Raw genomic sequence first — 26,543 nt, 5'->3', positions numbered from 1 at the left:
TCTATCCCTAATGCTATAGCTAAATAATAAACTATCCGTATTGTAAATTCAAATTTTCACACGAAATATCCGAGTATTGATTAACAACAAATCAAAATATACACAATTCATAAAATCCGAAGCCCAACGCCTCGGGTTTTTGTCTTGTGGGATATCACAAGCAGGATTTCTAGAACAAGAAGCACCGCGATTGGAAAATTGGCTGAACAAGAATAGGAACGGCCAAATGTCCTACATGGAAAACAATTTCGACAAACGATTAAACCCAACTTTATTGGTGGATGATGCCAAAAGCGTGGTTTCTCTTTTATTGAATTATTATCCTTCTGAATTGCAAAATCCAGATTCTTATAAAATCTCCAAATATGCCTATGGACAGGATTACCATTTTGTCATCAAAGAAAAACTCAAAGAATTGCTGTTCTCCATTCAGTCAACCATCGGGGAAGTTTCCGGTCGTGCTTTTGTAGATTCGGCACCCGTGCTAGATAAAGCCTGGGCAGCCAAAAGCGGTTTGGGTTGGATTGGCAAAAACAGCAATTTGCTAACCAAACAAGTAGGTTCTTTTTATTTTATAGCCGAACTGATTATCGATTTAGAATTAGAATACGATTACGCCACCACTGATCATTGCGGCAGTTGCACCGCCTGTATCGACGCCTGTCCCACCGAAGCCATTGTGGCGCCTTATGTCGTTGACGGTAGCAAATGCATTTCCTATTTCACGATAGAACTCAAAGAAAATATCCCACAGGAAATGAAAGGAAAGTTTGAAGACTGGGCTTTTGGCTGTGATATTTGTCAGGATGTTTGCCCTTGGAACAAATTCTCAAAAGCACACAACGAACCATTATTTAATCCCAATCCGGAAATTTTATCGATGTCCAAAAAAGACTGGGAGGAAATCACCGAAGAAACCTTCAAAGCCGTTTTCAAAAACTCCGCCGTAAAAAGAACCAAGTTCGAAGGTTTGAAACGGAATATACATTTTTTGAAATGAGTTTTTTGATAAAACTTACTTTGTCAATACCATACTATTATAGCCTCATGAATCGCTTATAGGGCAAATAAGTTAGAACTACTGTTATTATTCTTATAAGCCAATAGCAAAGCCAGTTTAAAAATTTTGAGAAATAATGTTGCTCTGTTATTAGAGATTCAGAAGTTACCCTTTGGCATTGCGAAATGATTTGATTCAAGTGCGATAAGTACGTTTTAGAAAATGTCGCAGAATTAATTTCAACATTCATTTCGATACTTCCATACGAACTCAAATTGTTCAGGTTGAAAGAGCCAATAGTGGTCCAGTGGCTATCAATTACCGCGGCTTTTCCATGCATGACAGATTTGTCCCATTCGTAGATTTCAATATTATAACGCAGAATTTTAGAATAAAAATGAAGGGAAGCACCTCTTAGCAAAGGAACGTCTGATATCCCGGACAGAATTAATTTAATCGTCACCTTGTTTTGAGAAGCTTTTTTCAAAGCACCAATTAATTTTCTTCCGGGTAAAAAATAACTGCCAACAATAATGATTTCCTTTTTGGAATTGCGAATGGATTTGATGTAGGCGTTATTAATCTCATTTTTCTTTTTCAGCCAGTCATTTTGAAGAATGCTAACATGGATTTCTTCTGTAGTATAAAAAACAGATTCTATTTTTTTTCTTCGGATTTGTCTTTTTTTATAATAAATATCCAGGCACAGTTCCTGAAGCGGTGCCGCAATTTGTTCATTATTTAACTGCACAGCATAATCGAGCCAGGGTGTAACAGTTGGAGTTCCGTGATATTTGTCGGCGATATTTATTCCTCCAATTAATACCACTTTTGCATCTGCAACAACAACCTTATGGTGTAATCTTCTGCCGATATAAAATGAACTTGCCGAAAATAAAGGAGCGAAAAGACGAACATTAATTCCATGGCGTCTGAAGTCCTCAATAAATTCTTCTGAAAGCGATTTAGATCCGAATCCATCCAGTAAAAGATAAATTTTTACATTTCGGGAAGCCGCATTTTTTAATGCTTCGGCGATTTTATTTCCTATAAAGTCGTCATCAAAAATATAAATCTGAATATGGATTTCAAATTGGGCATCCAAAATAATTCGTTCCAAACGGGAAAAATAGTCCTCACCACCATGAACAAGGGTTATGCTTTTGGAAGCAGAAAGAGTATCATTTAACATTATTTCTTCAGATTTTTATTGATTTCATTTTGCATGTTATTAATCGATAAAGAAATCATTTCGTCAATTTTAATTTTATTCGATTCATGCAAAATGGTGTTACAGGTAATCACTTCTTCAGCTCCGGCAGTAAGCAAATCTGAATAAGCATGGTTTGCAAATATTCCGTGAATACCGATGCAATTGGGTTTTTTCATTCCTGCTTTTTTTAAATGTCCAATAGTTACAATCATAGTCCTTGCAGTGGAGATGATGTCATCTACCAATACCGGCGTGTGATCTTTATACTTCTCCAGATGAGGAACAGATATTTCAACCTCTTCATCGCCTTTTCTTATTTTTTCAAGAATAATGAATGGAGCAGCTGCCTTATCTGCAACTTCAGAAACCCATTGTTCGCTTTCACTATCCGGACCGACTAATACTGGTTTTTTAATATTACTTCGAATCCATTCTGAAATGAGGTCCGCGGCATGAATTACAGTGGTCGGAATAGTATATATTTCGGACAGGGAATTTCTTCTGTGCAAATGAGGGTCAATAGTTATAAGTGAATCAGCGAATGACGAAATGAGTTTTGCGAAATAAACAGAAGTAATTCCTTCTCCTGGTTCAAAGCGCTTGTCTTGCCGCATATAAGCCAGATAAGGCGAAACGATACAGGTAGATTTTGCTCCTAATTCTTTTGAAGTCTTTGACAAATAATATAGTGGCAATAATTTTTTGTCAGGATGATCCAGGGTACAAATCAAAATTACTTGTTTATTCTTTACATCAGATTCGATTTTGATATAGGTTTCTCCATCAGGAAATTGCCGGATAATTGCCTTGCCCAATTCTGCGTGACATTTTCCTGCCAATGATTTTGCCAATACATCATTTCCTGGTAGAGCAAAAAATATTTTTTCCATGCTAGACAATTTTGATTATTGGATTCACGGATTTCAAATAATCTTCTGCGTAGAGCAGTTCTCCTTCCGATTCAGAATAAATAGTGAAGAGTGTCTGCCCTTTTTCTACTTTAGTTCCAATAGGGGAATTGAAGTAAATTCCTGCTGAAGGAGATTGCGGTGCTCCTGCGAGTTTGGCGACCTTGGCAAGCTTCCTGTTATCAATGAAAGTTACGGTTCCGGCACTTTCTGAATTAATATCGATTTTATATTTAGCAAAATTTGGTTCGGTGATTCTTCCTTGGGCCAGACATATTTTTTCAAACTTCTCATACGCTTTCCCGTTTTCCAAAATTTGTCTTGCTGCAGAAAGGCCTTTTCCTTTTTCGAATTTTGTTGATAATTCCAGCAGAACGCCCGCAATCATCAACGATTTTTCTTTTAAACTGTTTGGAGCATCTTTTTGATTTCTTAAGACCGAAAGAACATCCATTGCTTCCAATGAAGGGCCAATACCTCTTCCTATGGGTTGTGAGCCATCGGTAATCAATACTTCGACATTTAAATTTATAGCATCGCCAACGGCTCTAAAATAATATTGCAACTTCAATGCTTCATCACGCGTTCGCACTTTTGCCGTTTCACCGAAAGGAATTTCAATGACAACATGGGTTGAACCTACAGCCGCTTTTTTCGAAAGGACGGAGGCAATCATTTGCGCAGTACTATCAATATCCAAAGCCTTTTCAACCGAGATTAGTATATCATCAGCCGGACTCAGCCTTGCCAGGCGACCCCATGCAAAACAGCCTCCTTCCACATTCACCACTTCTTTAATCTTTTCAATGGACAGATTTACAATAGTTATGGTTTCCATTGTATCGGATGTTCCGGCTGGAGATGTAATGGCGCGTGAAGATGTTTTTGGAATGGTGAGTCCCGCTGCAGCCACGATTGCCACTACAATGGGCGTTGTACGGTTTCCGGGTAAGCCGCCAACGGAATGTTTATCCATAATTATTTTTTCGTCCCATGTTAATTTTGATCCGGAATCTATCATTGCTTTGGTGAGCCATATGATTTCTTCCAAATCGAGATTTTCACCTGCACATCCGGCAATGAAAGCAGCAATCTCAATATCCGAATAAAAGCCATTGGTGATATCATTGATGATTTTACGATATGCAGCTTCGTCGATTTTTTTGTGATATATTTTTGCACGAACAGCACTTAGTGATTCAATCGGTTTAAGATGGGAGACGGTAATTAAATCGCCATCTTTTACATTGAGACGCTTTAATGCCATGTCGGAAAGTGAAGCTTCATTTTTTTGTAATAATTCCGAATGGACTACGTTCAGAGTTGCAATTATACTTTTTTCATTGTGATGGACAACGAGTCTGGTGAGTGCCGTAAAACCTTCTGAACGACAAATGTGACAATCGCTTCGCATGAAAATATTATTTTCGAGGTACGTATCAATACCCAGTGATTTTATCTTTAACGCGTTTAAGTAACTAGGTTGTTCCATTATTATATCGATTGTTTTTCATTGTTTTTCATTGTTTTAATTCTTGCGGGATGCTCTCGGTAATTTCATTTTTCTTTAATTAAATCTCCTTTAATGATTTTTGTTTCCATAATATCGGATGTTAATTATGAGTTTTTTTTCAAAAAACTGTTATTGGCCGTAGGTCTGGCAAAGTATTGTAGAGGGGTAGTTTTTTCTTTACTAATTTACAAAATAAATCCTTCCAAATGGTTAAACGACAGAAGCCATTTTTTAATGCTTTTTTCACTAATTTGGATGTAATTGCTATCAGTTTTCTCTGTAAGATTAAACGCTAAACGTTACCATAAAAACTTTACAAAACTATTCTGATAAAACTTTACTTTTTACCCTCAGACTTTTATCTTTGTAAGTCGGAATAAAATCTACAAAATGAATAAGTACAGCAAAAGAAGAGAAGCACTATTATACCATGCCAAACCAACTCCTGGAAAAATTCAGGTCGTTCCAACAAAAAAATATGCCACACAAAGAGATTTGTCATTGGCCTATTCGCCCGGTGTTGCCGAGCCTTGTCTGGAAATTGCAAAAGACATTAACAACGTTTATAAATATACTGCCAAAGGCAATCTGGTTGCCGTAATTACTAATGGAACTGCCGTTTTAGGACTGGGTGACATTGGTCCGGAAGCTTCAAAACCTGTAATGGAAGGTAAAGCTTTGTTGTTTAAAATCTTTGCAGATATTGATGTTTTTGACATCGAGGTGGATGCGCGTGACATCGACAAATTCGTGGAAACGGTAAAAGCAATTGCTCCAACTTTTGGAGGAATCAACCTCGAAGACATTAAGGCACCCGAATCTTTTGAAATCGAAAGACGATTGGTCGAAGAACTGAACATTCCGGTGATGCATGATGACCAACACGGAACGGCGATTATATCCTCTGCAGCATTACTCAATGCATTGGAATTGGCTGGCAAAAAAATCCAAGATGTAAAAGTCGTTATTTCCGGAGCAGGTTCTGCAGCTTTGGCTTGTGCCAATCTTTATGTTTTGTTAGGCGTAAACCCAGACCAAATCATCATGTTTGATAAAGATGGTGTTTTGTCAAGCGACAGAACCGATTTATCACCCTTACAACAAATATATTCCAAAGGATTAAAAAATAGTACACTTGGCGAAGCGCTTCAGGAAGCGGATGTTTTCTTGGGACTTTCGGCAGGAAATATTCTTTCTTCAGAAATGTTACTTGGAATGGCCAATGACCCTATCGTTTTCGCGATGGCTAATCCAACTCCGGAGATTGATTACGATGTGGCAGTTGCTACCAGAAAAGATATTATTATGGCAACGGGGCGTTCTGATCATCCAAACCAAGTGAATAATGTGCTTGGATTTCCTTATATTTTTAGAGGCGCACTCGATGTTCGTGCCACAAAAATAAACGAAGCGATGAAAATGGCAGCCGTAAAAGCTTTAGCGGCTTTAGCCAAAGAATCCGTTCCTGAGCAGGTAAATATTGCTTACGGAGAAACCAAATTAATTTTCGGAAGAGATTATATTATTCCAAAACCATTTGATCCAAGATTAATTTCGACAGTGGCTCCTGCAGTTGCAAAAGCAGCGATGGAATCTGGTGTGGCATTAAATCCAATTACAGATTGGGGGAAATACGAGGAAGAATTACTGGAAAGATTAGGTTCTGATAATAAAATGGTTCGCCTTTTGGCCAATAGAGCTAAAACGGATCCAAAACGCGTCGTTTTTGCCGAAGCAGATCATTTAGATGTGTTGAAAGCAGCTCAAATCGCGTATGAAGATAAAATTGCTTTTCCAATCCTGTTAGGAAACCGGGAAACGATTTTAGAGCTTAAAGAAGAGATTGGTTTTGAAGCGGATGTGCCGATTATAGATCCAAAAACATACGAAGAAGACCAGAGAAGAAATCACTATGCAGATATTTACTGGAAATCGAGACAAAGAAGGGGAATCTCGCTTTTAGATGCTCAAAAATGGATGCGAGAACGTAATTATTTTGCTGCGATGATGGTCAATGAAGGGGATGCAGATGCCATGGTTTCTGGCTATTCGCGCAGTTATCCAACCGTTGTAAAACCGATTATGCAATTAATAGGGAAAGCGCCTGGCGTATCCCTAATTGCCTCAACCAACATGATGATGACCAATCGTGGCCCGATGTTTCTATCCGATACCGCGATTAACCCGAATCCAATGGCTGATGATTTGGCGAAAATTGCTTTAATGACAGCAAAAACGGTAAGGATGTTTGGTTTGGATCCGGTTATTGCGATGATTTCGTTTTCTAATTTTGGTTCATCAGGTTACGAAAGTGCAAATAAGGTTCGTGAAGCAGTAGCCTTTTTGCATAAAAATCATCCGGAGCTAATTGTTGATGGTGAATTGCAAGCCGATTTCGCTTTGAATCCGGAGATGCTGAAAAATAAATTCCCGTTTTCTAAATTAGCAGGGAAAAAAGTAAACACATTGATATTCCCTAATTTAGAAGCTGCCAATATTACCTATAAATTATTAAAAGAGCTGTACAAAGTTGATTCTATTGGACCAATATTGTTAGGGATGGAAAAACCGGTTCATATTTTTCAATTGGGTGCAAGTGTCGAAGAAATGGTGAATATGGTAGCAGTTTCCGTTGTAGATGCCCAAGAAAAAGAGAAAAGAAATAAACCAAAATAAATGCGCTGCAGAACGTATATTTCTGTAGATAATCCGGAAGAATATTTTCCATTGGAGATTTTTCTTATATTTGGAAACAACTAAACAAAATGATAGCACACTTACAAGGAAAATTAGTAGAAAAAACACCAACAGATGTCATTATTGACTGCAACGGCGTTGGATATCATGTGAATATTTCCTTGCATACGTACTCTTTGCTTCCGGCTTCTGATGCGATAAAATTGTTTACCTATCTTCAAATAAAAGAAGATTCCCATACCTTATTTGGATTTGTAGAAAAATCTGAGCGAGAAATATTTAAAATGCTGCTTTCAGTTTCTGGAATTGGAGCCAGTATTGCGAGAACCATGTTGTCATCATTAGATCCTAAACAGATTATTCATGCAATAGCTTCTGCGGATGTAGTTACAATTCAGTCCATAAAAGGAATTGGAAGTAAAACAGCCCAAAGAGTTATTCTGGATTTAAAAGACAAGGTGTTAAAATTGTACGATTTAGACGAAGTTTCGATGAGTCAAAGCAATACAAATAAAGATGAAGCGTTATCTGCTTTGGAAGTGTTAGGTTTTATTAGGAAATCAGCCGAAAAAGTAGTGGAAAAAATCGTTAAGGACAATCCAGACGCAACCGTAGAGACAATTATAAAACAAGCTTTAAAAAATTTATAGTACTTGAAAACATTTTATTTAAAAGGTTCGGGAGCCATTCTTAAAATTAGTATTTTCTTACTAGTTCTTCTTTCTAATTTCAGTTTGCACGCTCAGGTGGACGAAGAAGTTCAAGACACTACAAAAACAGGCTATTCTACCGGTAAGGTAGATATAAAAAATCCACCGAGTATTCTGGAGGCTTATACTTATGACCCTGTAACCGACCGGTATGTTTATACCAATACTGTGGATGGTTTTAACATTAATTACCCTATTATTCTTACTCCAAAAGAATACGATCAATTGGTGATGCGTGAATCCATGCGAGATTATTTCAAGAAAAAATCGGATGCAATAGATGGTAAAAAAGAAGGAAGTGAAGCCGCCAAAAAAGATTTGTTACCGCGTTATTATGTTAATTCCGGTTTTTTTGAAACTATTTTTGGTGGCAATACCATCGATGTAAAACCAACCGGTTCCGTAGAATTGGATTTGGGTGTACGTTATTCAAAACAAGACAATCCTTCGATTTCTCCAAGAAACAGATCCAGTACCAGTTTTGATTTTGATCAGAGAATCAGCATGAGTCTGATGGGAAAAGTAGGGACAAGACTTCAGGTAAATGCCAATTACGATACCGAATCTACCTTTGCATTTCAAAATTTGATAAAATTAGAATACACGCCAACGGAAGACGATATTATTCAAAAAATAGAAATAGGAAACGTGAGTTTGCCTTTGAACAGTTCCCTGATTCGCGGGGCACAAAGTTTGTTTGGTGTAAAAGCACAGCTTCAGTTTGGTAAAACGACCGTTACGGGAATTTTCTCGGAACAAAAATCACAAACCAAAACTGTAACGGCACAAGGCGGCGGAACGATTCAGGATTTTGAAATGTTTGCGTTGGATTACGATTCGGACAGACACTTTTTCTTATCCCAATATTTCAGAAGCAAATACGATACCTCGCTTAGAAATTATCCATATGTAGATAGCAGGGTTCAGATTACCCGAGTGGAAGCTTGGATAACCAACCGACAAAACAGAGTTACCACAACCAATAATAACCTTAGAAATATTATTGCGCTTCAGGATTTAGGGGAATCACAATTAACAGGTTTGAATGATGATGAAGTAGTGGTTGTAACGCCTACAACCAATTTTTTTATTGCTCCAATTAATACCCCATCAGATAATAAAAACAATAAATATGATCCTGCACTGATAGATGCGGGTGGATTTTTGAATGGAAATATTCGAGAAATTGTAACTGCAAATTCTGGTTTTACCGGAGTTACCGTTAGTGAAGGACAAGATTATTCAAAGTTGGAAAATGCCAGAAAATTAAATCCAAATGAATTTACTTTTCATCCCCAATTGGGTTATGTTTCCTTACAGCAGCGTTTAGCAAATGACGAAGTGCTTGCCATTGCCTATCAATATACCATTGGAGATCAGGTGTATCAGGTTGGAGAATTTGGTACAGACGGAGTCGATGCCACACAAACAGGGCCTACTGATCCAAATACTGGCCAGCCGACAACCGTTTCAACTCAGAGTCTGATATTGAAAATGCTGAAAAGCAGTTTGACAAGTGTGGAGGATCCGGTTTGGAACTTGATGATGAAAAATATTTATCAGATTCCGGGGGCATTTCAATTGCAACAGGAAGATTTTAAATTTAACATTCTTTATACAGATCCTTCGCCTTTAAATTACATTGATATCGTTCCGCCGTTACCACAACCTGAGGATTTAGTGACCAGCACGCCTTTGTTAAAAGTATTTAATGTCGATAAATTAAATTACAATAACGACCCACAAACGGGTGGTGATGGTTTCTTTGATTTTATTCCGGGACTTACTGTTGATGCGCAAAGCGGAAGATTAATATTTACAACCGTAGAGCCTTTTGGGCAACATTTGTTCGAAAAATTAAGAAGTAATCCGGGAGAGGATTATAATGAGGGTGAAAGTACCGGAGGTATTTATAATGCCAATCAGACAAAATATGTTTTTGGAAACATGTATCGCCTAACACAATCTGCGGCATTGCAGGACAGTGATAAAAACAAATTTCAGTTAAAAGGAAAATTCAAATCTTCCAGTGGGGACGGAATTCCAATCGGAGCTTTTAATGTGCCGAGAGGTTCTGTAGTGGTTACGGCAGGCGGAAGAGTTTTGGCAGAAGGTATTGATTATAGTGTAAATTATCAATTGGGAAGGGTTCAGATTTTGGATCCATCGCTTCAGGCATCTAACACGCCAATTGAAGTTTCTGTAGAAAACAACTCTGTTTTTGGTCAGCAAACCAGAAGATTTATGGGAGTTAATGTAGAACATAAAATTTCTGATAAGTTTTTAGTTGGTGCCACATTTTTAAAAATGACCGAAAAGCCATTTACTCAAAAATCAAATTACGGTCAGGAATCTGTCAACAATACTATTTTTGGTTTTAATACAAATTACTCTACTGAAGTCCCTTTCTTGACAAGACTGGTTAATAAATTACCATTCATGGATACGGATGTTCCTTCTAATATTTCCTTCAGAGGAGAGGTTGCTTTCTTGAAACCGGATACTCCAAAAGGAGATCAATTTGAAGGAGAATCTACCATTTATGTAGATGATTTTGAAGGTTCGCAGACCACAATAGACATGCGGGCACCTTCTGCCTGGAGTTTATCATCAACCCCGGTAACTCCATTGACTCCTTCGCCTTTTGGAAGCTATAATTTTAATGAAAATGCCGTTGGTTTGCCTTATGGTTTCAAAAGAGCTAAATTGTCATGGTACTCTATTGACCCTACATTTTATGCTTCAAGACCGACAGATATTTCTATTCAACAAATTTCCCTGAATGCAACCCGAAGAATTTATAGTGAAGAATTGTATCCGCTAACTGACATTGCTGTCGGACAAACTCAGGTTATTAATACATTAGATTTAACCTATGATCCACGAAAAAGAGGGCCTTATAATTTCAATACCGCTGCATCGGGAACTAATGACTTACCAAATCCTGAAGAGAATTTCGGTGGAATTATGCGTTCTATAAATTCAACAAATTTCGAGCAAGCCAATGTGGAGTATATCCAATTTTGGATGTTAGATCCTTATTATACTGGAGATCCGACCACTGTAGTAAATCCGGGTAAAATCTACTTTAACTTAGGTTCAATTTCTGAAGACGTGCTGAAAGATGGTAGAAAACAATTTGAAAACGGACTTGGACCAGATCAAATATTAGTGACACCACAACCAGATTGGGGAAATGTGCCAGCATCACAATCCCTAATTTATGCTTTTGATACCAATGCCGCAAACAGGGCAAATCAGGATATTGGTTTGGATGGATTAAATAATAACGATGAAGCAGTTAAGTTTCCTGGTTTTGCTGGTCTGGAAGATCCTGCAGCAGATGATTACCAATATTTTTTAAATGCTTCCGGAGACGTTCTGGAACGGTATGAAAAATATAACGGAACCGATGGAAACTCTCCGATAGAGGTTACGGATACCAATAGAGGTTCGTCTACAATTCCAGATGTTGAGGATATCAACAGAGACAATACCATGAACACCATTAATGCCTATTATGAATACAGCATTGATTTGTATGATGGTATGGGAATAGGGGATAGATATGTAACCGATGTAAGATTAACAACAGCTGTCAATTTGCCTCCCGGAGCTACTCCAACCGCTGCAAGATGGATACAATTCAAAATTCCTGTATTGGCCCCGGAAAATACTATAGGCAGTATTTCTGATTTCAGAAGTATCAGTTTTATGAGAATGTTTATGACCGGGTTCAATGATCAAATTACAGTTCGTTTTGGGGCTTTAGATTTGGTAAGAGGCGAGTGGAGAAGATATACCAATACGCTGGATGCTGACGATACAAATCCAAATGATGACGACACGGATTTCGATGTATTGGCTATTAATATTCAGGAAAACGGAGACAGAGAACCAATAAATTACGTTATTCCTCCAGGAGTAGTTAGAGAGGAATTGTATAATAACAATACCGTTATCAATCAAAATGAGCAGTCATTATCATTGAGAGCTTCTGGCGACGGATTAGAGCCAGGCGATTCAAGAGCAGTTTTTAAAAATGTAAGTGTAGATATGCGTCAGTTCAAAAACCTAAAAATGTTTTTACATGCCGAAGCACTTCCTGCACCAACTGATCCTACGCCATTGCAAGATGATCAGATGATTGGTTTTATCCGTTTTGGAAATGACTTTACGCAAAACTTTTATCAAATTGAAATTCCTTTAAAAGTTACTGCTGAAGGGGCTTTAGATCCAGAAGATATTTGGCCTGAAATGAATGAAATCGACTTGCCCTTGTCATTGTTAACCCAATTGAAAATTTTGTCGATGGGAACTGCGGCACCACCTGAAGATATTAATGGAATTCGTTTTATTGATGACGATGTGTTGGACCCATCATTAGCAAATAATACCAACAGAGGAAAACTGAGATTAGGGATTAGAGGAAATCCAAATTTTGGATTGGTGCGGACCTTAATGATTGGTATAAAAAATAAGGAAACAAACACTAGTGATATTCGCGGAGAAGTTTGGTTCAACGAGCTTCGTCTGTCAGACATGGACAACAAAGGCGGGATGGCCGCAGTAGTGAGTCTGGATTCGAATCTTGCTGATTTCGCAACGGTTTCTACTACCGGAAAAATGAGCACGATAGGTTTTGGAGCATTGGAACAAGGACCGAATGAAAGAAGCAGAGAAGATATCCAGCAATATAATATTGTTACGAATCTGAGTCTTGGTAAATTATTACCAAAAAAATGGGGTATTAATTTGCCATTCAACTATGCTGTTGGCGAAGAAATTATAACTCCGGAATACGATCCGTTTAATCAGGATATTAAGCTGCAACAGCTGTTGGATGTGACCACTGATGAAACCGAAAGAAATAATATCAGAGACAGAGCAATTGACTATACTAAGCGCAAAAGTATCAACTTTATTGGCGTTAAAAGAGAAAGAGCTCCGGAGCAAAAGCAACGTGTGTATGATCCTGAAAATTTAACCTTGTCGTATTCTTACAACCAGGTAGATCGTCATGATTTTGAAATTGAAGATTATATTGACCAGCAGGTAAATACCACTGTTGATTATGCCTTTAGTTTTCAGCCAAAATCTGTGGAACCTTTCAAGAAATCCAAAATACTCAAGAAAAGCGACTATTGGAAATTGTTAAGTGATTTTAATTTTAATTATTTGCCGTCTAATATTTCTTTTAGTTCTAATATAATAAGACAATACAACAAACAACAATTTAGACAGGTTGATGTTGCGGGAATTGGTCTGGATCCATTGTACAGAAGAAACTTCCTGTTTAATTATCAATACGGTTTCAATTATAATTTGACCAAAGCATTAAAATTAAATTATACGGCTTCATCAAATAATATTGTGAGAAATTATATGAATGAAGATAATGTACCTGATAACACCGTTACAATCTGGGATGATTACTGGAGTATTGGTGATCCAAACCAGCACATGCAACAACTGGTTGTGAATTATGAGTTGCCAATTAACAAAATACCTGTATTTTCTTTTATAAAATCGACCTATTCTTATACTGGAAATTATAGCTGGCAGCGTGCATCGATAGCATTAACAACCATCGAAGACGAAAACGGAACGCTTTTTAATCTGGGTAATACTATTCAAAATTCGGCATCACACAAATTGAACACCGCATTCAATATGGATAGCTTTTACAAATATGTAGGGTTAACTAAAAGAGCAAAAAAACCGGCAAAAGCAACACCGGCAACTGCGCCAAAACCGGGACAGAAAATCACCAATACACAGGCTCAGCAAACTGATACCGAGGGAAATATTTTTCTTGATGGATTGAGAGGGGTGCTGACTAGTGTAAAAAATATTCAGGTAAACTATTCCGAAAATAAAGGTACGGCTTTACCAGGATATCTTCCGGGGATCGGGTTTTTTGGTTCCTCGAAACCAACATTGGGATTTGTTTTCGGTTCTCAGGACGATATAAGATATGCTGCGGCACAAAACGGTTGGTTAAGCAACTATCCGGATTTTAATCAGAACTTCACTCAAGTGACCAACAGGGCTTTGAATATAACAGCAAACATGGATTTATTCCCGGATTTCAAAATTGATTTAAATGCGGACAGAGTTTATGCCAATAATTTCTCGGAGCAATATGATGTGATTGGAGACGAGTACCAATCGAGATCACCTTATAATTATGGTAATTTCTCGATTTCAACTGTAATGCTAAAAACATCCTTTAAGACAAGCGACGAGAACATATCTTCTGCATTTGATGATTTTAGAGAAAACAGAATAATTGTTGCCAATCGTTTGGCCACCAATCATTATGGCTCGTCGAGTTTTCCAACAGATGCTGAAGGTTATCCTGTAGGTTTTGGAAAAAATAGCCAAGCCGTGTTATTGCCGTCATTTATGGCTGCTTATACAGGTTTAATTAGTAAACCGTATGGCGAATCGGCGTCTGGTGTTTCACTGGAAGCTTTTAGAAATTTTCCAATCCCGAACTGGACTGCAAAATATAACGGATTGATGAGGTATAAATTATTCAAAGACACGTTCAAACGTTTTTCTGTGCAAAATAGTTACAGAGCTTCTTATACCATTAACTCGTTTAGGTCTAATCTTGATTATAACCAAAATCCAAATGGCACAGACACAGGCGGAAATTTCTATAACAAAACCATTATATCAAATATCAATTTAGTGGAACAGTTTAATCCATTGGTTAGGATAGATTTCGAAATGAAAAATGCGTTTAAATTCCTGGCCGAAATGAAGAAAGACAGGGCTTTATCAATGAGTTTCGATAATAATCTTTTAACGGAAGTAAAAGGAATAGAATATGTTGTTGGAGTAGGTTATCGATTTAAAGACGTCATTTTCTCTACTAAATTGGCAGAGGATCCGTCTGGAATCATAAAAAGCGATATCAATATCAAAACAGATTTCTCTTATCGCAACAACCAGACTATTGTTAGATATTTAGATTACGATAACAATCAATTGGCCGGTGGGCAAAATATCTGGTCAGCAAAATTAACGGCAGATTACTCTTTCAGTAAAAATCTAACGGCTATTTTCTATTATGACCATTCGTTTTCAAAAGCTGTAATATCAACTTCATTTCCAATGACAAACATCCGTGCCGGATTTACCTTGCGATATAATTTTGGAAATTAAGCGTTAAAACATTTTAAAAATATAATAGTAAACTTTACATTTGCTTTTTAAGAAGTGTAAACAACTGACAAATTAAATATAAACAAACAATTAGCAATACAATGAACATACCAGCAAATTTAAAATACACAAAAGACCACGAATGGGTTAGCATAGACGGAGAAATTGCAACTATAGGAATTACCGATTTTGCACAAAAAGAATTAGGTGATATCGTTTATGTTGAAGTGGAAACACTAGACCAAACGCTTAACAAAGACGAAGTTTTCGGGACAGTTGAGGCGGTGAAAACGGTTTCAGATTTGTTTCTTCCTTTATCAGGAGAAATTGTTGAATTCAATGATAGTCTTGAAAGCGATCCGGAAACAGTAAATTCAGATCCGTACGGAAAAGGTTGGATGGTAAAAGTGAAAATTGCTAATGTTGCTGAAATTGAAGAATTGCTCTCCAGCGAAGCATACAAAAAACTAATTGGTGCCTAAACAAATTTATTTTTGGGCAGCTTTATTTTGGACATTTGCTATCGCTTTTTTGTGTTTAGTGAGCATAGGTAATGTTGTGCCTCAAGTGAGTTTACAAAATGCAGATAAATACGTTCATTTTACGTTCCATTTTGTTTTTACCTGGCTTTGGTTTTTATATTTCAGCCATGAAAAAATCGAGTCGAGTAATGCCAAAACGATTCTAGCGGTTTTCTTGCTGTCGTTTATTTACGGAATTTCAGTAGAAATCATGCAAGGATTTTTTACGATAGCAAGAAAAGCAGATATTTACGATGTGCTAGCAAACACGACTGGAGCAGTAATGGCGGTAATTTCGATAAGGTTATATCAGAAATACATGCAAAAAAGAAAACTTTCCAATTAAAATTACAGAAAACAGTCCCACTTCGGTGGGATTTTTTTATTTTTATCCCTTGGTATGAGCTATTTGAAGATTTGTGTTCAAAACAAAATAGCAGATAGGGAATGTTGAGGTAATGTAAAAACAATAAAATGCATCAAATGAATATCAGACAATATTTAGATTCAACCTATTTGAAAACAGCTATTCAAGCTGGTATCAGCGAGAAAGAGAATGTCGAAATCGTAAAAGGTTTTATTCAGGAAGCTATCGATGAGCATTTCAAACTAATTATGATTCGTCCTGAAATGGTTTCTTTGGCTAAGAAAATGATTACAGAGGCCAATTCTAAAGTAGATATCGGAACTGTAATTGATTTTCCGGATGGGAATTCCAGTCTTGTTAAGAAACTTGAAGAAGCGAATCAGGCAATGCTTGATGGTGCTGATGATTTGGATTTTGTATGTAATTATGAAGCCTTTAAAAAAGGTGAAATTGATTTGGTAAAAGAAGAAATTCTAAAATGCACCCAACTCGGATTAAACCATCACAAAGTGGTAAAATGGATTATTGAAGTGGCGGCATTAAACAATCAGCAAATTATTCAATTATCTGCATTAATCAAGAATGTGATTATGTCTAATTTCAAAGAAGAAAGTTATGCATCGGTTTTTGTGAAGTCCTCTACCGGATTTTATAAAACAGAAAATAACCTTCCGAATGGCGCTACAATCCCAACGATAATTATGATGCTCGAAAACGCATCGCCACTTCCCGTGAAAGCCGCCGGAGGAGTGAGAACCTATGAAGAAGCATTAGATATGATTCGTCTTGGTGTAAAAAGAATTGGAACTTCCGGAGCAAAAACAATTGCCAATGGTGAAGTTTCCAAAAGCGAATATTAATTTTACAGTTCAAAACCATATATGAAAAAATATATTCCATTATTGCTTTTAGTACTTTGCTCTTCGCTTTCTAAGGCACAAGTTTCAGAAAAAAATGTAGAACAATTTCCGGTTTTTCCAAACTGCGTAAATTTGCAAAACAAGAATTTAGAAACCTGTTTTTACAATCAGGTTCAGGATTTTGTTTATTCGAATTTTAAAATACCCGAGAATTTACAATTAAGCAATTACAAAGGAACTGTAATTGTCCTTTTTGAAGTGGATGATAAAGGTAGCTTCAAAGTGCAATATGTTGATGCTATCGACGCGGCTTTAGTTGAAGAAAGCAAAAGGGTTTTTGGATTGTTTCCAAAGATTAATCCGCCAACACATAACGGTCAACCCACTTATTCACGATACACAATCAGAATCCCAATTCCATTAAAAACTGCTGCGGAAATGGCTGCTGAGGCTGAAGCCGAAAATAAAGCAACCGCTTTAACCAAAGATAGAAGCAAAGAATTGGCAGAATATGACAATATCATTAAAAAGAAATTCGATAATCCACAATTGGAAAGTCATTTAAATATTCCGCTTTCACACAGTTATTATTCACAATTTGATGCTTCGATGAATCAGGTCGGAACTAATAATCATACGGCTTCCAAGCCTTATACGTATGCTGAGGTTTCAAAATATTATAATCTGAAAGAAGCTAATAAGAAAATACGGAAAGACGCATCTAGTTGGTGGACCAGAAAATTTTGGAATGAAAACACCGTAGAAATTCAAGGCGATGGATATTGGTTTACGATGAACCCGATTTTTGATTTACAAATGGGTAAAAGCAATCCAAGTGTTTCAAAATCTACTTTTGTGAATACACGAGGAATTCAAATTCAGGGTGGTTTGGGAGAACAATTGAACTTTACCACAACAATATATGAAAGCCAAGGTCGTTTTGCTGATTATTTCAATCGGTATGCCGAATCCATAAAACCGTCAGGCGGGAATCCCGCTATTATTCCAGGAATCGGAATTGCAAAAGGATTTAAAGAAGATGCGTATGATTTTCCTTTGGCAGAAGCCAATTTGACTTATACGCCAAGTAAATTCATCAACTTGCAGATGGGTTACAGCAGAAATTTTATTGGTGATGGTTACCGTTCGTTGTTAGAAAGCGATGGCCCAAGTCCGTATCCGTATGTAAAAATCAACACCAGTTTTTGGAAAATAAAATATACGAATACCTATATGTGGCTGAAAGATGTTACTCCTGCAGCTACGGTAGATCGTACGTATTCGACCAAATACATGGCAAATCATTATTTGAGCTGGAATGTATCTAAAAGACTAAATATAGGAATGTTTGAATCCGTAGTTTGGGCAAATACAAATGACAGGGGTTTTGATATGAGTTTTATAAATCCTATTATTTTCTATCGTTCCGTGGAGTTTGCTTCTTCATCAAGAAGCGGAAATGCACTTCTGGGGCTTACGGCAAAATACAAATGGAACAATCAGATTAATTTGTACGGACAATTTCTTTTGGACGAATTTTCGCTTGGCGATATAAAAGCAATGGATAAAAGCTGGAAAAACAAATATGGGTATCAACTGGGAGCAAAGTATTTCAATGCATTTAATGTAGACAATCTGTTGGTGCAATTAGAGTACAATCATGTTCGTCCTTATGTGTATTCGCACAGTAATCCTTTGACTAATTATGGGCACAATAATCAAAGTGTCGGACATCAATGGGGAGGAAATTTCAAGGAGTTTATCGCTATTGGCCGTTATCATAAAGGAAGATATTTTGCGGATGCCAAAGTAACTTTCGGAACGCGCGGTTTGGATTTTGATACTGCTGAAGATAGTTTTAATTATGGCGGGAATATTTATAAAAGCTATGATGATGACAGGCCTTATGATAGAGGAGTTGAGGTTGGACAAGGAAACAAAACCACTATTTTTATTGCGGATTTACAAGCCGGCTATTTAGTGAATCCCGCAATGAACCTGAAATTTTTCGGAAGTATTATTTATAGAAATTTTGATCCGACACAAGATACAGCCACAACTTTCAAAGAAGATACCACTTGGTTTACTATTGGTTTAAGAGCGGATATTTTTAATTGGTACTTTGATTATTAGTAGATGGAATGCATAAATTTAACAATTAATTTTAAACAAATAAATCATGAATGTATTGAAAAAAATTTTATTATTTGTTCTGGGAGTCATTGCCGTACTGCTGATTATAGGATTTTTTGTTAAAAAAGACTATGCCGTGGAGCGGAAAATTGTAATTAATAAACCAAAAACAGAAGTGTTTGAATATATCAAACATCTTAAAAATCAGGATAATTTTTCGGTTTGGGCCAGAAAAGATCCGATGACCAAGAAAACATACAAGGGGAATGATGGAGAAGTAGGTTTTGTTGCTACTTGGGATAGTGAAAATGAAGAAGTTGGAAAAGGAGAACAAGAAATTGCTAAAATTATTGAGGGCGAGCGTATGGATGTCAAGCTGCGTTTTAAAATTCCGTTTGAAGCCGAACATGATGCCTATTTTCTAACAGAGTCCGTTTCTGATAATCAGACAAAAGTAAAATGGGGTTTTAAAGGCACTATGGATTATCCGATGAATCTGATGTTGCTTTTCATGGATATGGATGAGATGATAGGCGGAGATTTTGAAGGGGGTTTGAAAAATTTGAAAGAAGTTTTAGAGAAATAGATTATGACTTAAAAAAAGGCAGACAGATTGGTGTTTGCCTTTTTTTATTAAATCAATTTTCAGTCGTTCATTTTAAGGTTTTTCATTTTGATGTAATGTAAATTTTCAAGTATCTTTGCGCTAGTTTTGAAAAATCAAATAAGACCCCATTGAGCGCTACTACAAATTCCTTTTCCCTTAAAACGGTTTTTACTGATTTTAAAGAAATCACCAAAGCAGGACTTGCCATAAGTGTTTTGTTTTCTTCGATTGCCGGATATTTGCTGGGTTTTAATGATGAACATCCTTTTGAGTGGTCTGTTCTGATTATACTCGCTATTGGCGGATATTGTATGGTGGGTGCCTCCAATGCATTTAATCAAGTAATCGAAAAAGATCTGGATGCTTTAATGGACAGAACGAAAAACCGTCCTGTGCCCGCTGGGAGAATGTCTCCGAATATGGCTTTGTTTATAGCGAGTATTCTAACTATTATTGGAGTCACATTATTATATACAATCAATCCGAAATCGGCCATGTTTGGGGCGATTTCCATTTTTCTTTATACGAGTGTTTATACGCCTTTAAAAAGAATGACGCCGTTGTCAGTTTTTGTAGGTGCATTTCCGGGTGCGATTCCGTTTATGTTGGGTTGGGTTGCGGCAACAAATGATTTTGGAATAGAGGCAGGAACGCTTTTTTTAATTCAGTTTTTCTGGCAATTTCCACATTTTTGGGCTATCGGTTGGCTTTTGTATGAAGACTACGAAAAAGCTGGTTTTTTCATGTTGCCAACAGGGAAAAAGGACAAATCGACTGCTTTGCAAACTATTTTATATACGGTTTGGTTATTAATAGCATCGCTTTTGCCTGCTTTAGGTTATACAGGAAGGTTATACATTACGCCAATCTCGGCAGTTTTAGTGTTTTTACTTGGATTATGGATGTTGTTTTACGCCTTTAAATTATACAAATTAAGAACTTCAAAAGCAGCAAAAACATTGATGTTAGTGAGTGTTTCGTATATTACATTGCTACAAATAATTTATATATTAGATAAATTTTTACGATAATTATGGAAATGACAATTGAGGAACACAAAGAAAGAAAGGCAAGATCATACAAATTACTTTTGCTATTTGCTATGATAAGCATGTTTATGATGTTTGCTGGTTTAACAAGTGCTTTTGTGGTGAGTAAATCCAGAGTGGATTGGTTGAAGGATTTTCAATTGCCGACTGCATTTTACTATAGTACGGCAGTTATTATTGGCTGTAGCGTGACTTTTCATTTAGCAAAAAAAGCAATACAAAAAGACAATAGAAGTGCTACAACATCATTTCTTTTAATTACTTTAGCATTGGGAATTTTGTTTGTGATATTGCAGTTTGTCGGGTTTAGGCAAATCGTTGAAAACGGGTATTTTTTCACGGGAAGCGAAAGCTCAATCACGACAACTTTTTTGTACATTGTTACGATTGTGCACATGGCACACCTTTTTGGGGGATTAATTTCGCTTTTAATCATAATTTATAATCATTTTAAACAAAAATACAATTCAGGTCAAACCCTTGGTATAGAGCTCGGTGCAATGTATTGGCACTTTCTTGATTTCTTATGGGTTTATTTGTTTTTATTTTTATATTTCTTTAAATAAGAAAAAAACGTAAATTTGGGAACTTTTTAACGAATGACTATATATGGAATCGACAGTTACTACTGCAAATAGTGAAGACAGAAATTGGGGTGGCGGAAATGAGCCAATGGGAGCGAATTATGGTAAATTGATGATGTGGTTTTTTATCGTATCAGATGCTATAACGTTTTCAGGATTTCTAGGAGCCTATGGCTTTTCAAGATTTAAATTTATTGAAACCTGGCCCTTAGCCGATGAGGTTTTTACACACTTTCCATTCATGCACGGTGTTTCTGCGCCGATGTATTATGTGGCATTAATGACATTTATTTTGATTTTTTCATCGGTAACGATGGTTTTGGCTGTTGATGCAGGACATCATATGCAAAAAAGCAAAGTGGCATTCTACATGTTCCTAACCATTATTGGAGGTTTAATATTCGTAGGCTCACAAGCTTGGGAATGGAAGAACTTTATCAAAGGAGAATATGGCGCAGTTGAAACAAATGGAGGAAGTCTTCTTCAGTTTGTTGATAAAGAAGGTCACCGAGTAAAATTAGAGGATTTTGCAGCGACACTTCCAGAGGAAAGAACCCGTTTAGAAAGAAATAAAGGGAATTGGTTTATGGAAGAAAGTTCTTTACCAACTTATTCGGTTGCTGAAGTTCAGGCTGGTTTCAAAGCACATCCTGATCTTTTAGTCAGAACAGAAGTTATTTATGAAGATGACGCAGTATCTAAAAAAGATACCAAAATCAATCATGAGTTAACTAAAATCAAGCATAAAACAATATTGACCAGAGCTGAATCTGAAGTAAGATTAAGCCAGGCAAATCTTGTTGTTGAAGGTGCGAGTCTAAGTCATAATGAATACGGAAGTAAATTATTTGCCGATTTCTTTTTCTTCATCACAGGTTTTCACGGTTTCCACGTAATCTCTGGAGTCCTTATTAACATTATTATTTTCTTTAATGTTCTTATGGGAACTTATGAGAAAAGAAGAAGCTACGAAATGGTAGAAAAAGTGGGGTTATATTGGCACTTTGTCGATTTAGTTTGGGTATTCGTATTTACAGTTTTCTATCTAGTTTAATTTACTAAAAGTTATTATTATGTCACACGCACACGAGCATGTATCTAATACAAAAAGAATTTGGTTTGTTTTCGCTTTGTTATCTGTTGTAACAACGGTTGAGGTAATCCTGGGAATTCTTAAACCGGAATCATTACACTTGAACCACTTTCTAGGGATGAATTTGCTGAATTGGATATTTTATATCTTAACCATTTTCAAAGCTTATTACATTGTATGGGCGTTTATGCACATGGAAGGGGAAAAAGGAAGTCTTAGATGGGCAGTTGTTCTGCCTGTAATATTTTTAGTTATTTATTTATTATTCATCCTTTTAGTAGAAGGAAACTATATTTTTGAGGTTTTTAAAAATTCAACCATTAAATGGAATTTTTAACAACATATTAATTCAAAAAAAAGACGGTTTTACACCGTCTTTTTTTATTTTTGTACTTTAAATAATTTCATGTATAAAATGAAAAAAAATATTGTCCTTTTTACACTCTTTGTTTTACCTATTGTTGCCTATCTTTTCTTTGCTTCCGGAGTAAACAGTTTTACGAAATTACCTATATTGACCCCTAAAATTCCTGATTTTGAAAGCTGGACTTCTTTAAACGGAGAGAAAGTAACACTCAATAATAAAATTACCATCTTAGGTTTTTCAGGGTTGGATATGATGAAAAACAGGGGTAATTATTTTAATCTAAACCAGAAGATATACCAACGCTACCACGAGTTCGAAGATTTGCAGTTTGTGGTTCTATGTCCTTTAGGAACGGAAAAAGACGCTAAGTATATCGTGAATCAATTGTCTACCATAACTGATGTTTCTCAATGGCATTTTGTTTTTGCAAAAACAGATGAAATTCAAAACTATTACAATCAATTGAAATTAGTTGGAAAATTAAATGAGGATTTTGGCACGCCTAATGTTTTTATCGTTGACAAAGAAAGAAATTTAAGAGGACGTAAGGATAAGGAAGATTACAAAGAAGGATACAACACGTTTCATCTTTCGGAATTAAGCAACGAAATGTTAGATGATTTTAAAATCATTTTATATGAATATCGCGCAGCATTGAAAAAGAATAATAATGCTTCAAGAAAAATTTAATTTTCAGAATCATGTTTAAAAATAAATCATATATAGGAATTTCTTTGATTATTTTGATCTTTGGAATCTATGCTATCCCGAAAATTGTGGATAGAATAAAGAACAATGAGGTAGTTAAAGGCAATCGTTTAGACAATGTTTCTGATCAGACAAAAGATGATGGGAAACTGGTTAAAATTGGCCCGGCACCAAAATTTGAATTAACGAATCAAAACAACAAGATTATTTCCAATAAAGATTTTGAAGGGAAAGTTTATTTAGTTGAATTCTTTTTTACAACCTGTCCTACAATTTGTCCGAAAATGAATTTGAATATGATGGACATTCAAAATAAATTCTTTGGAAATCCAAACTTCGGAATTGCGTCCATTACCATAAATCCAGAAAACGACACGCCAGCAGTTTTAAAAATGCACGCAGATAAATTAGGTATAAAATCATCGAACTGGCACATGCTAACCGGAGATAAAGCCTATATTTTTGATATTGCGAACAAGGGTTTTAATGTCTATGTAGGAGAAAACAGCAAAGTGGCAGGTGGTTTCGAACACTCCGGATTGTTTGCTTTGATTGACAAAAAAGGGAATATTCGTTGTAGAAAAGACAATTACGGGAATCCGATTTTGTATTATGATGGTTTAGAAAAAGAAGGTGTAAAAGCAATTCAACAAGACATTGCGATTTTATTAAGAGAATAAGAAGTATGGAAAATAATTTGATTGAACAAAAATACAATAAATGGATCCTGGTGTTGTCTATTGCCATCCCGCTTGTTGTAGCTCTTTTATTTACAGTTAATCTGAGAAAACTTGGTTATGATGTTGCGCCAATGACATTTTTACCGCCCATTTATGCCACTATAAATGGTATAACGGCAATGGTTTTAGTGGCTGCGGTTTTAGCTATTAAAAACGGAAAAAGGCAGCTCCATGAAAATTTAATGAAAACGGCAATTGCACTTTCGGTTGCTTTTTTAGCCATGTATGTGGCTTATCACATGACTTCGGATTCCACAAAATTTGGTGGCGAAGGAACCATTAAATATGTTTACTTTTTTATTCTGTTAACACACATTCTTTTGTCCATTATTGTTATTCCGCTAGTGCTGATTACGTATGTAAGAGCATTGGCGAAAAAATTTGACAAGCATAAAAAAATTGCCAAAATCACTTTCCCGATTTGGTTGTATGTTGCGGTTACCGGAGTTATTGTTTATTTGATGATTTCGCCCTATTATGTTTAAGAGATACAAAATCCAAAAGTCAAAATTCAAAACCCAAAATGCATTTTTTGTGCTTTGTTTTTTGTTTTTATCTGTAACTTCTCAAGGGCAATGTGCGATGTGTCGTGCAGCTTTGGAGAGTGAAGGTAATGGCGTAAAAGCCGAAGCAGTAAATGACGGAATTGTATACTTAATGGCGATTCCGTATATTCTTGTCGGTGCAGTAGGCTACTACATTTATCGTATGAAAATGAAAAATAAATAGATCAGATCATTTTTGGTTTTAGCCTATTTTTTTCATTCTACTGAATCCCATCCACTGTAACATTCACATCGCCATTTACTTTGATAAAAGCAATGATGGCTTTATTCGTGAGCTGTATTTTTTGAAATTGGATATCATCGATAGTTCCATTTACAAAAACACCGGGCATAGGCGAATAATTTTTCAAGTATTTCATCATGCTTTGTTTGCCTTCGTCCAAATTTGGTCTAATAGAATAACGACAATTTTCCTGAATTTTTCTTAAAACATAACCTTGAGCCAGCCAGTTTGCGGTTTTTGTCAATTTGCTTTTGGTGTCAAGGGCATAATCCAGTTGGTCGAAATAGACTTCTTTTGTAGCTTCATTATATTGGGGATAACCAGTCAGATATATTGTTCCGTTCAGACTTCCCAACAAATCCAAGGCAATAACCATTTTGCCGTTTTTGTGCCAAAGTGCCACATTTTGAACGGTTACTTTTTTAGTCCCAGCTCCAAATTCCTGCCCGGAAAAATTCTTAGTAATTATTTTTGAAGCATCCTGATAACTGGAAACGGCAGCAATATTGGTTGTGATTCGTTCCGGCATTTGCATTACAGGCTTCAAAACGATTTTATTTTTATCGAATTTAGTAGCTGGTTTATGCCCGATTAAAGTTTCCATGGTACATTTCAAACCCATATCCATTGTAATCGTTTCTTTCTTGAATTTTGCATCGGTGGTGTATAATTCTATCGGAACCACACGAAGCCAGGTTTCGTAAGCTTCGTTCATTTGAAATGGCGTACAGATTTTTTCCAGCGCTTCGAGGACGTTAGGTTTGAAATCCATCGATTTGGCAATGGCTTCATCAATGTTTCGTTCAATTTTAGATCTAAAAAGACGAACTGTCGGATTGATTAAGTAAGTAATTGGGACTGTTTTTCCAAAAACGGTTGTTGTTGGAGTTTCATTCCAATCTAAAGATTTTAGTTCGGTAGCGGTGTTTAATTTCCAATTTGACAAACTGACATCACTTATCAAAGTAACGACTCCATTCAAATTAAATTCCCTTGTATTATAAAGTGAAACACCTAATTTGTCTGTTCCAATTCTGTATTTTATAAAGGCTTTTAAAGGCAAAACGGTTTTAATTTTCCCGTTCAGATTTTCGATTGCAATGGGTGCCAATTTCCATACTTTCATTTCAATATCATCGTCCTCAATATTGTTGTCTTCATAAATCAATCCATTCAAAGTTTTATTGGTCTGATTTTCTATATCTTTCAGTTTAATGAGTATTGGAATTTTGATAAATGAAGTAGTGGTTTCATAAACCAAAGGCTTCGCATCGTCCGGTTCCGGTTTTAAAGCGGTAATTTTTTGTGTGGACGAGCAGCTTGAAATTATAAAAAAAACCAGTAGAGACGTGATATGAAGTATTGTTTTCAAAAGCAATATAAGAGTTAAATTATCGGAGTAAATTTAATTCTAATTTCAATATAAATTTCATAAAAATCATGTAACAAAGTTTCGAGAGAATCGTCTTATAAGATTAATTTTATTTTTGTTAAAAAATTGACAAAAA

General features: G+C 36.1%; 21 protein-coding genes. 17 read left to right on the top strand and 4 right to left on the bottom strand.

The features are described 5' to 3' along the window. Positions 1–76: 76 nt before the first annotated feature. Positions 77–1,000 (top strand): tRNA epoxyqueuosine(34) reductase QueG, encoded by a 924-nt coding sequence (gene queG / locus VI621_RS13680; protein WP_324218967.1) that lies wholly within the window; start codon positions 77–79, stop codon positions 998–1,000. Between the two features lie 37 nt (positions 1,001–1,037). Here the strand turns inward: queG and VI621_RS13675 are convergent, their stop codons facing one another. The 3 genes from VI621_RS13675 to VI621_RS13665 are packed head-to-tail and all read right to left on the bottom strand — an operon-like array spanning position 1,038 to position 4,613. After that, on the bottom strand, positions 1,038–2,192 hold the full coding sequence (locus tag VI621_RS13675) for a phospholipase D-like domain-containing protein (protein ID WP_324218966.1): 1,155 nt from the start codon (positions 2,190–2,192) through the stop codon (positions 1,038–1,040). Then, complete coding sequence (locus VI621_RS13670) at positions 2,192–3,103, bottom strand: ribose-phosphate pyrophosphokinase (protein WP_324218965.1); 912 nt, start codon at positions 3,101–3,103, stop codon at positions 2,192–2,194. The genes VI621_RS13675 and VI621_RS13670 overlap by 1 nt, the downstream gene beginning before the upstream one ends. A 1-nt stretch (position 3,104) precedes the next feature. Beyond that, positions 3,105–4,613 carry a thymidine phosphorylase family protein gene (locus VI621_RS13665; RefSeq protein WP_324218964.1) on the bottom strand — a complete coding sequence of 503 codons (1,509 nt, stop codon included), beginning with the start codon at positions 4,611–4,613 and terminating at the stop codon, positions 3,105–3,107. A 411-nt stretch (positions 4,614–5,024) separates the two neighbouring features. On the opposite strand from VI621_RS13665, the gene VI621_RS13660 reads away from it, so the two are divergent. From VI621_RS13660 to VI621_RS13585, 16 genes are all read left to right on the top strand, one after another. Then, complete coding sequence (locus tag VI621_RS13660) at positions 5,025–7,310, top strand: NADP-dependent malic enzyme (RefSeq protein WP_324218963.1); 2,286 nt, start codon at positions 5,025–5,027, stop codon at positions 7,308–7,310. Between the two features lie 89 nt (positions 7,311–7,399). Next, positions 7,400–7,981, top strand: a complete 582-nt coding sequence (gene ruvA, locus VI621_RS13655; RefSeq protein ID WP_324218962.1) for a Holliday junction branch migration protein RuvA — start codon at positions 7,400–7,402, stop codon at positions 7,979–7,981. 3 nt (positions 7,982–7,984) lie between these two features. Continuing rightward, entirely contained in the window at positions 7,985–15,217 is a 7,233-nt protein-coding gene (sprA, locus tag VI621_RS13650) for a cell surface protein SprA (protein WP_414655497.1), read from the top strand. A gap of 101 nt (positions 15,218–15,318) precedes the next feature. Further along, the gene (gene gcvH / locus VI621_RS13645; RefSeq protein WP_324218961.1) at positions 15,319–15,699 is read left to right on the top strand and encodes a glycine cleavage system protein GcvH; all 381 of its coding nucleotides are present in this window, start codon (positions 15,319–15,321) and stop codon (positions 15,697–15,699) included. Further along, positions 15,692–16,084, top strand: a complete 393-nt coding sequence (locus VI621_RS13640) for a VanZ family protein (RefSeq protein WP_324218960.1) — start codon at positions 15,692–15,694, stop codon at positions 16,082–16,084. Before gcvH ends, VI621_RS13640 begins: the two co-directional genes overlap by 8 nt. Positions 16,085–16,221: 137 nt before the next feature. Next, a complete protein-coding gene (gene deoC / locus VI621_RS13635) occupies positions 16,222–16,965 on the top strand; it encodes a deoxyribose-phosphate aldolase (RefSeq protein ID WP_324218959.1) in 744 nt (247 codons plus the stop codon). 21 nt (positions 16,966–16,986) lie between these two features. Beyond that, a complete protein-coding gene (locus VI621_RS13630) occupies positions 16,987–19,098 on the top strand; it encodes a gliding motility protein RemB (RefSeq protein WP_324218958.1) in 2,112 nt (703 codons plus the stop codon). A gap of 46 nt (positions 19,099–19,144) precedes the next feature. Beyond that, positions 19,145–19,684, top strand: coding sequence for an SRPBCC family protein (locus VI621_RS13625; protein WP_324218957.1), 540 nt, complete (start codon positions 19,145–19,147; stop codon positions 19,682–19,684). Between the two features lie 149 nt (positions 19,685–19,833). Further along, complete coding sequence (gene cyoE, locus VI621_RS13620) at positions 19,834–20,736, top strand: heme o synthase (protein WP_324218956.1); 903 nt, start codon at positions 19,834–19,836, stop codon at positions 20,734–20,736. A gap of 2 nt (positions 20,737–20,738) precedes the next feature. After that, positions 20,739–21,320 (top strand): cytochrome c oxidase subunit 3, encoded by a 582-nt coding sequence (locus VI621_RS13615; RefSeq protein WP_324218955.1) that lies wholly within the window; start codon positions 20,739–20,741, stop codon positions 21,318–21,320. 43 nt (positions 21,321–21,363) lie between these two features. After that, on the top strand, positions 21,364–22,392 hold the full coding sequence (locus VI621_RS13610) for a cytochrome c oxidase subunit 3 (protein WP_324218954.1): 1,029 nt from the start codon (positions 21,364–21,366) through the stop codon (positions 22,390–22,392). A gap of 19 nt (positions 22,393–22,411) precedes the next feature. After that, positions 22,412–22,768 (top strand): cytochrome C oxidase subunit IV family protein, encoded by a 357-nt coding sequence (locus VI621_RS13605; RefSeq protein WP_324218953.1) that lies wholly within the window; start codon positions 22,412–22,414, stop codon positions 22,766–22,768. 78 nt (positions 22,769–22,846) lie between these two features. Next, positions 22,847–23,488 carry a hypothetical protein gene (locus VI621_RS13600; RefSeq protein ID WP_324218952.1) on the top strand — a complete coding sequence of 214 codons (642 nt, stop codon included), beginning with the start codon at positions 22,847–22,849 and terminating at the stop codon, positions 23,486–23,488. Between the two features lie 11 nt (positions 23,489–23,499). Continuing rightward, positions 23,500–24,186: an SCO family protein gene (locus tag VI621_RS13595; protein WP_324218951.1), complete on the top strand. Its 687-nt coding sequence runs from the start codon at positions 23,500–23,502 to the stop codon at positions 24,184–24,186. A 5-nt stretch (positions 24,187–24,191) separates the two neighbouring features. Continuing rightward, positions 24,192–24,731 carry a DUF420 domain-containing protein gene (locus VI621_RS13590; RefSeq protein WP_324218950.1) on the top strand — a complete coding sequence of 180 codons (540 nt, stop codon included), beginning with the start codon at positions 24,192–24,194 and terminating at the stop codon, positions 24,729–24,731. Beyond that, positions 24,724–24,975 (top strand): hypothetical protein, encoded by a 252-nt coding sequence (locus VI621_RS13585; protein ID WP_324218949.1) that lies wholly within the window; start codon positions 24,724–24,726, stop codon positions 24,973–24,975. Before VI621_RS13590 ends, VI621_RS13585 begins: the two co-directional genes overlap by 8 nt. 37 nt (positions 24,976–25,012) lie before the next feature. Here VI621_RS13585 and VI621_RS13580 read toward each other — a convergent pair whose 3' ends face one another. Further along, on the bottom strand, positions 25,013–26,407 hold the full coding sequence (locus VI621_RS13580; protein WP_324218948.1) for a DUF4403 family protein: 1,395 nt from the start codon (positions 26,405–26,407) through the stop codon (positions 25,013–25,015). Positions 26,408–26,543: the final 136 nt, after the last annotated feature.

This window comes from Flavobacterium sp., assembly GCF_035292545.1.
Taxonomy (GTDB): Bacteria; Bacteroidota; Bacteroidia; order Flavobacteriales; family Flavobacteriaceae; genus Flavobacterium.
The sequence above is the reverse complement of the archived record's forward strand: the minus strand, read 5'-3'. Positions and strand labels throughout refer to the sequence as shown.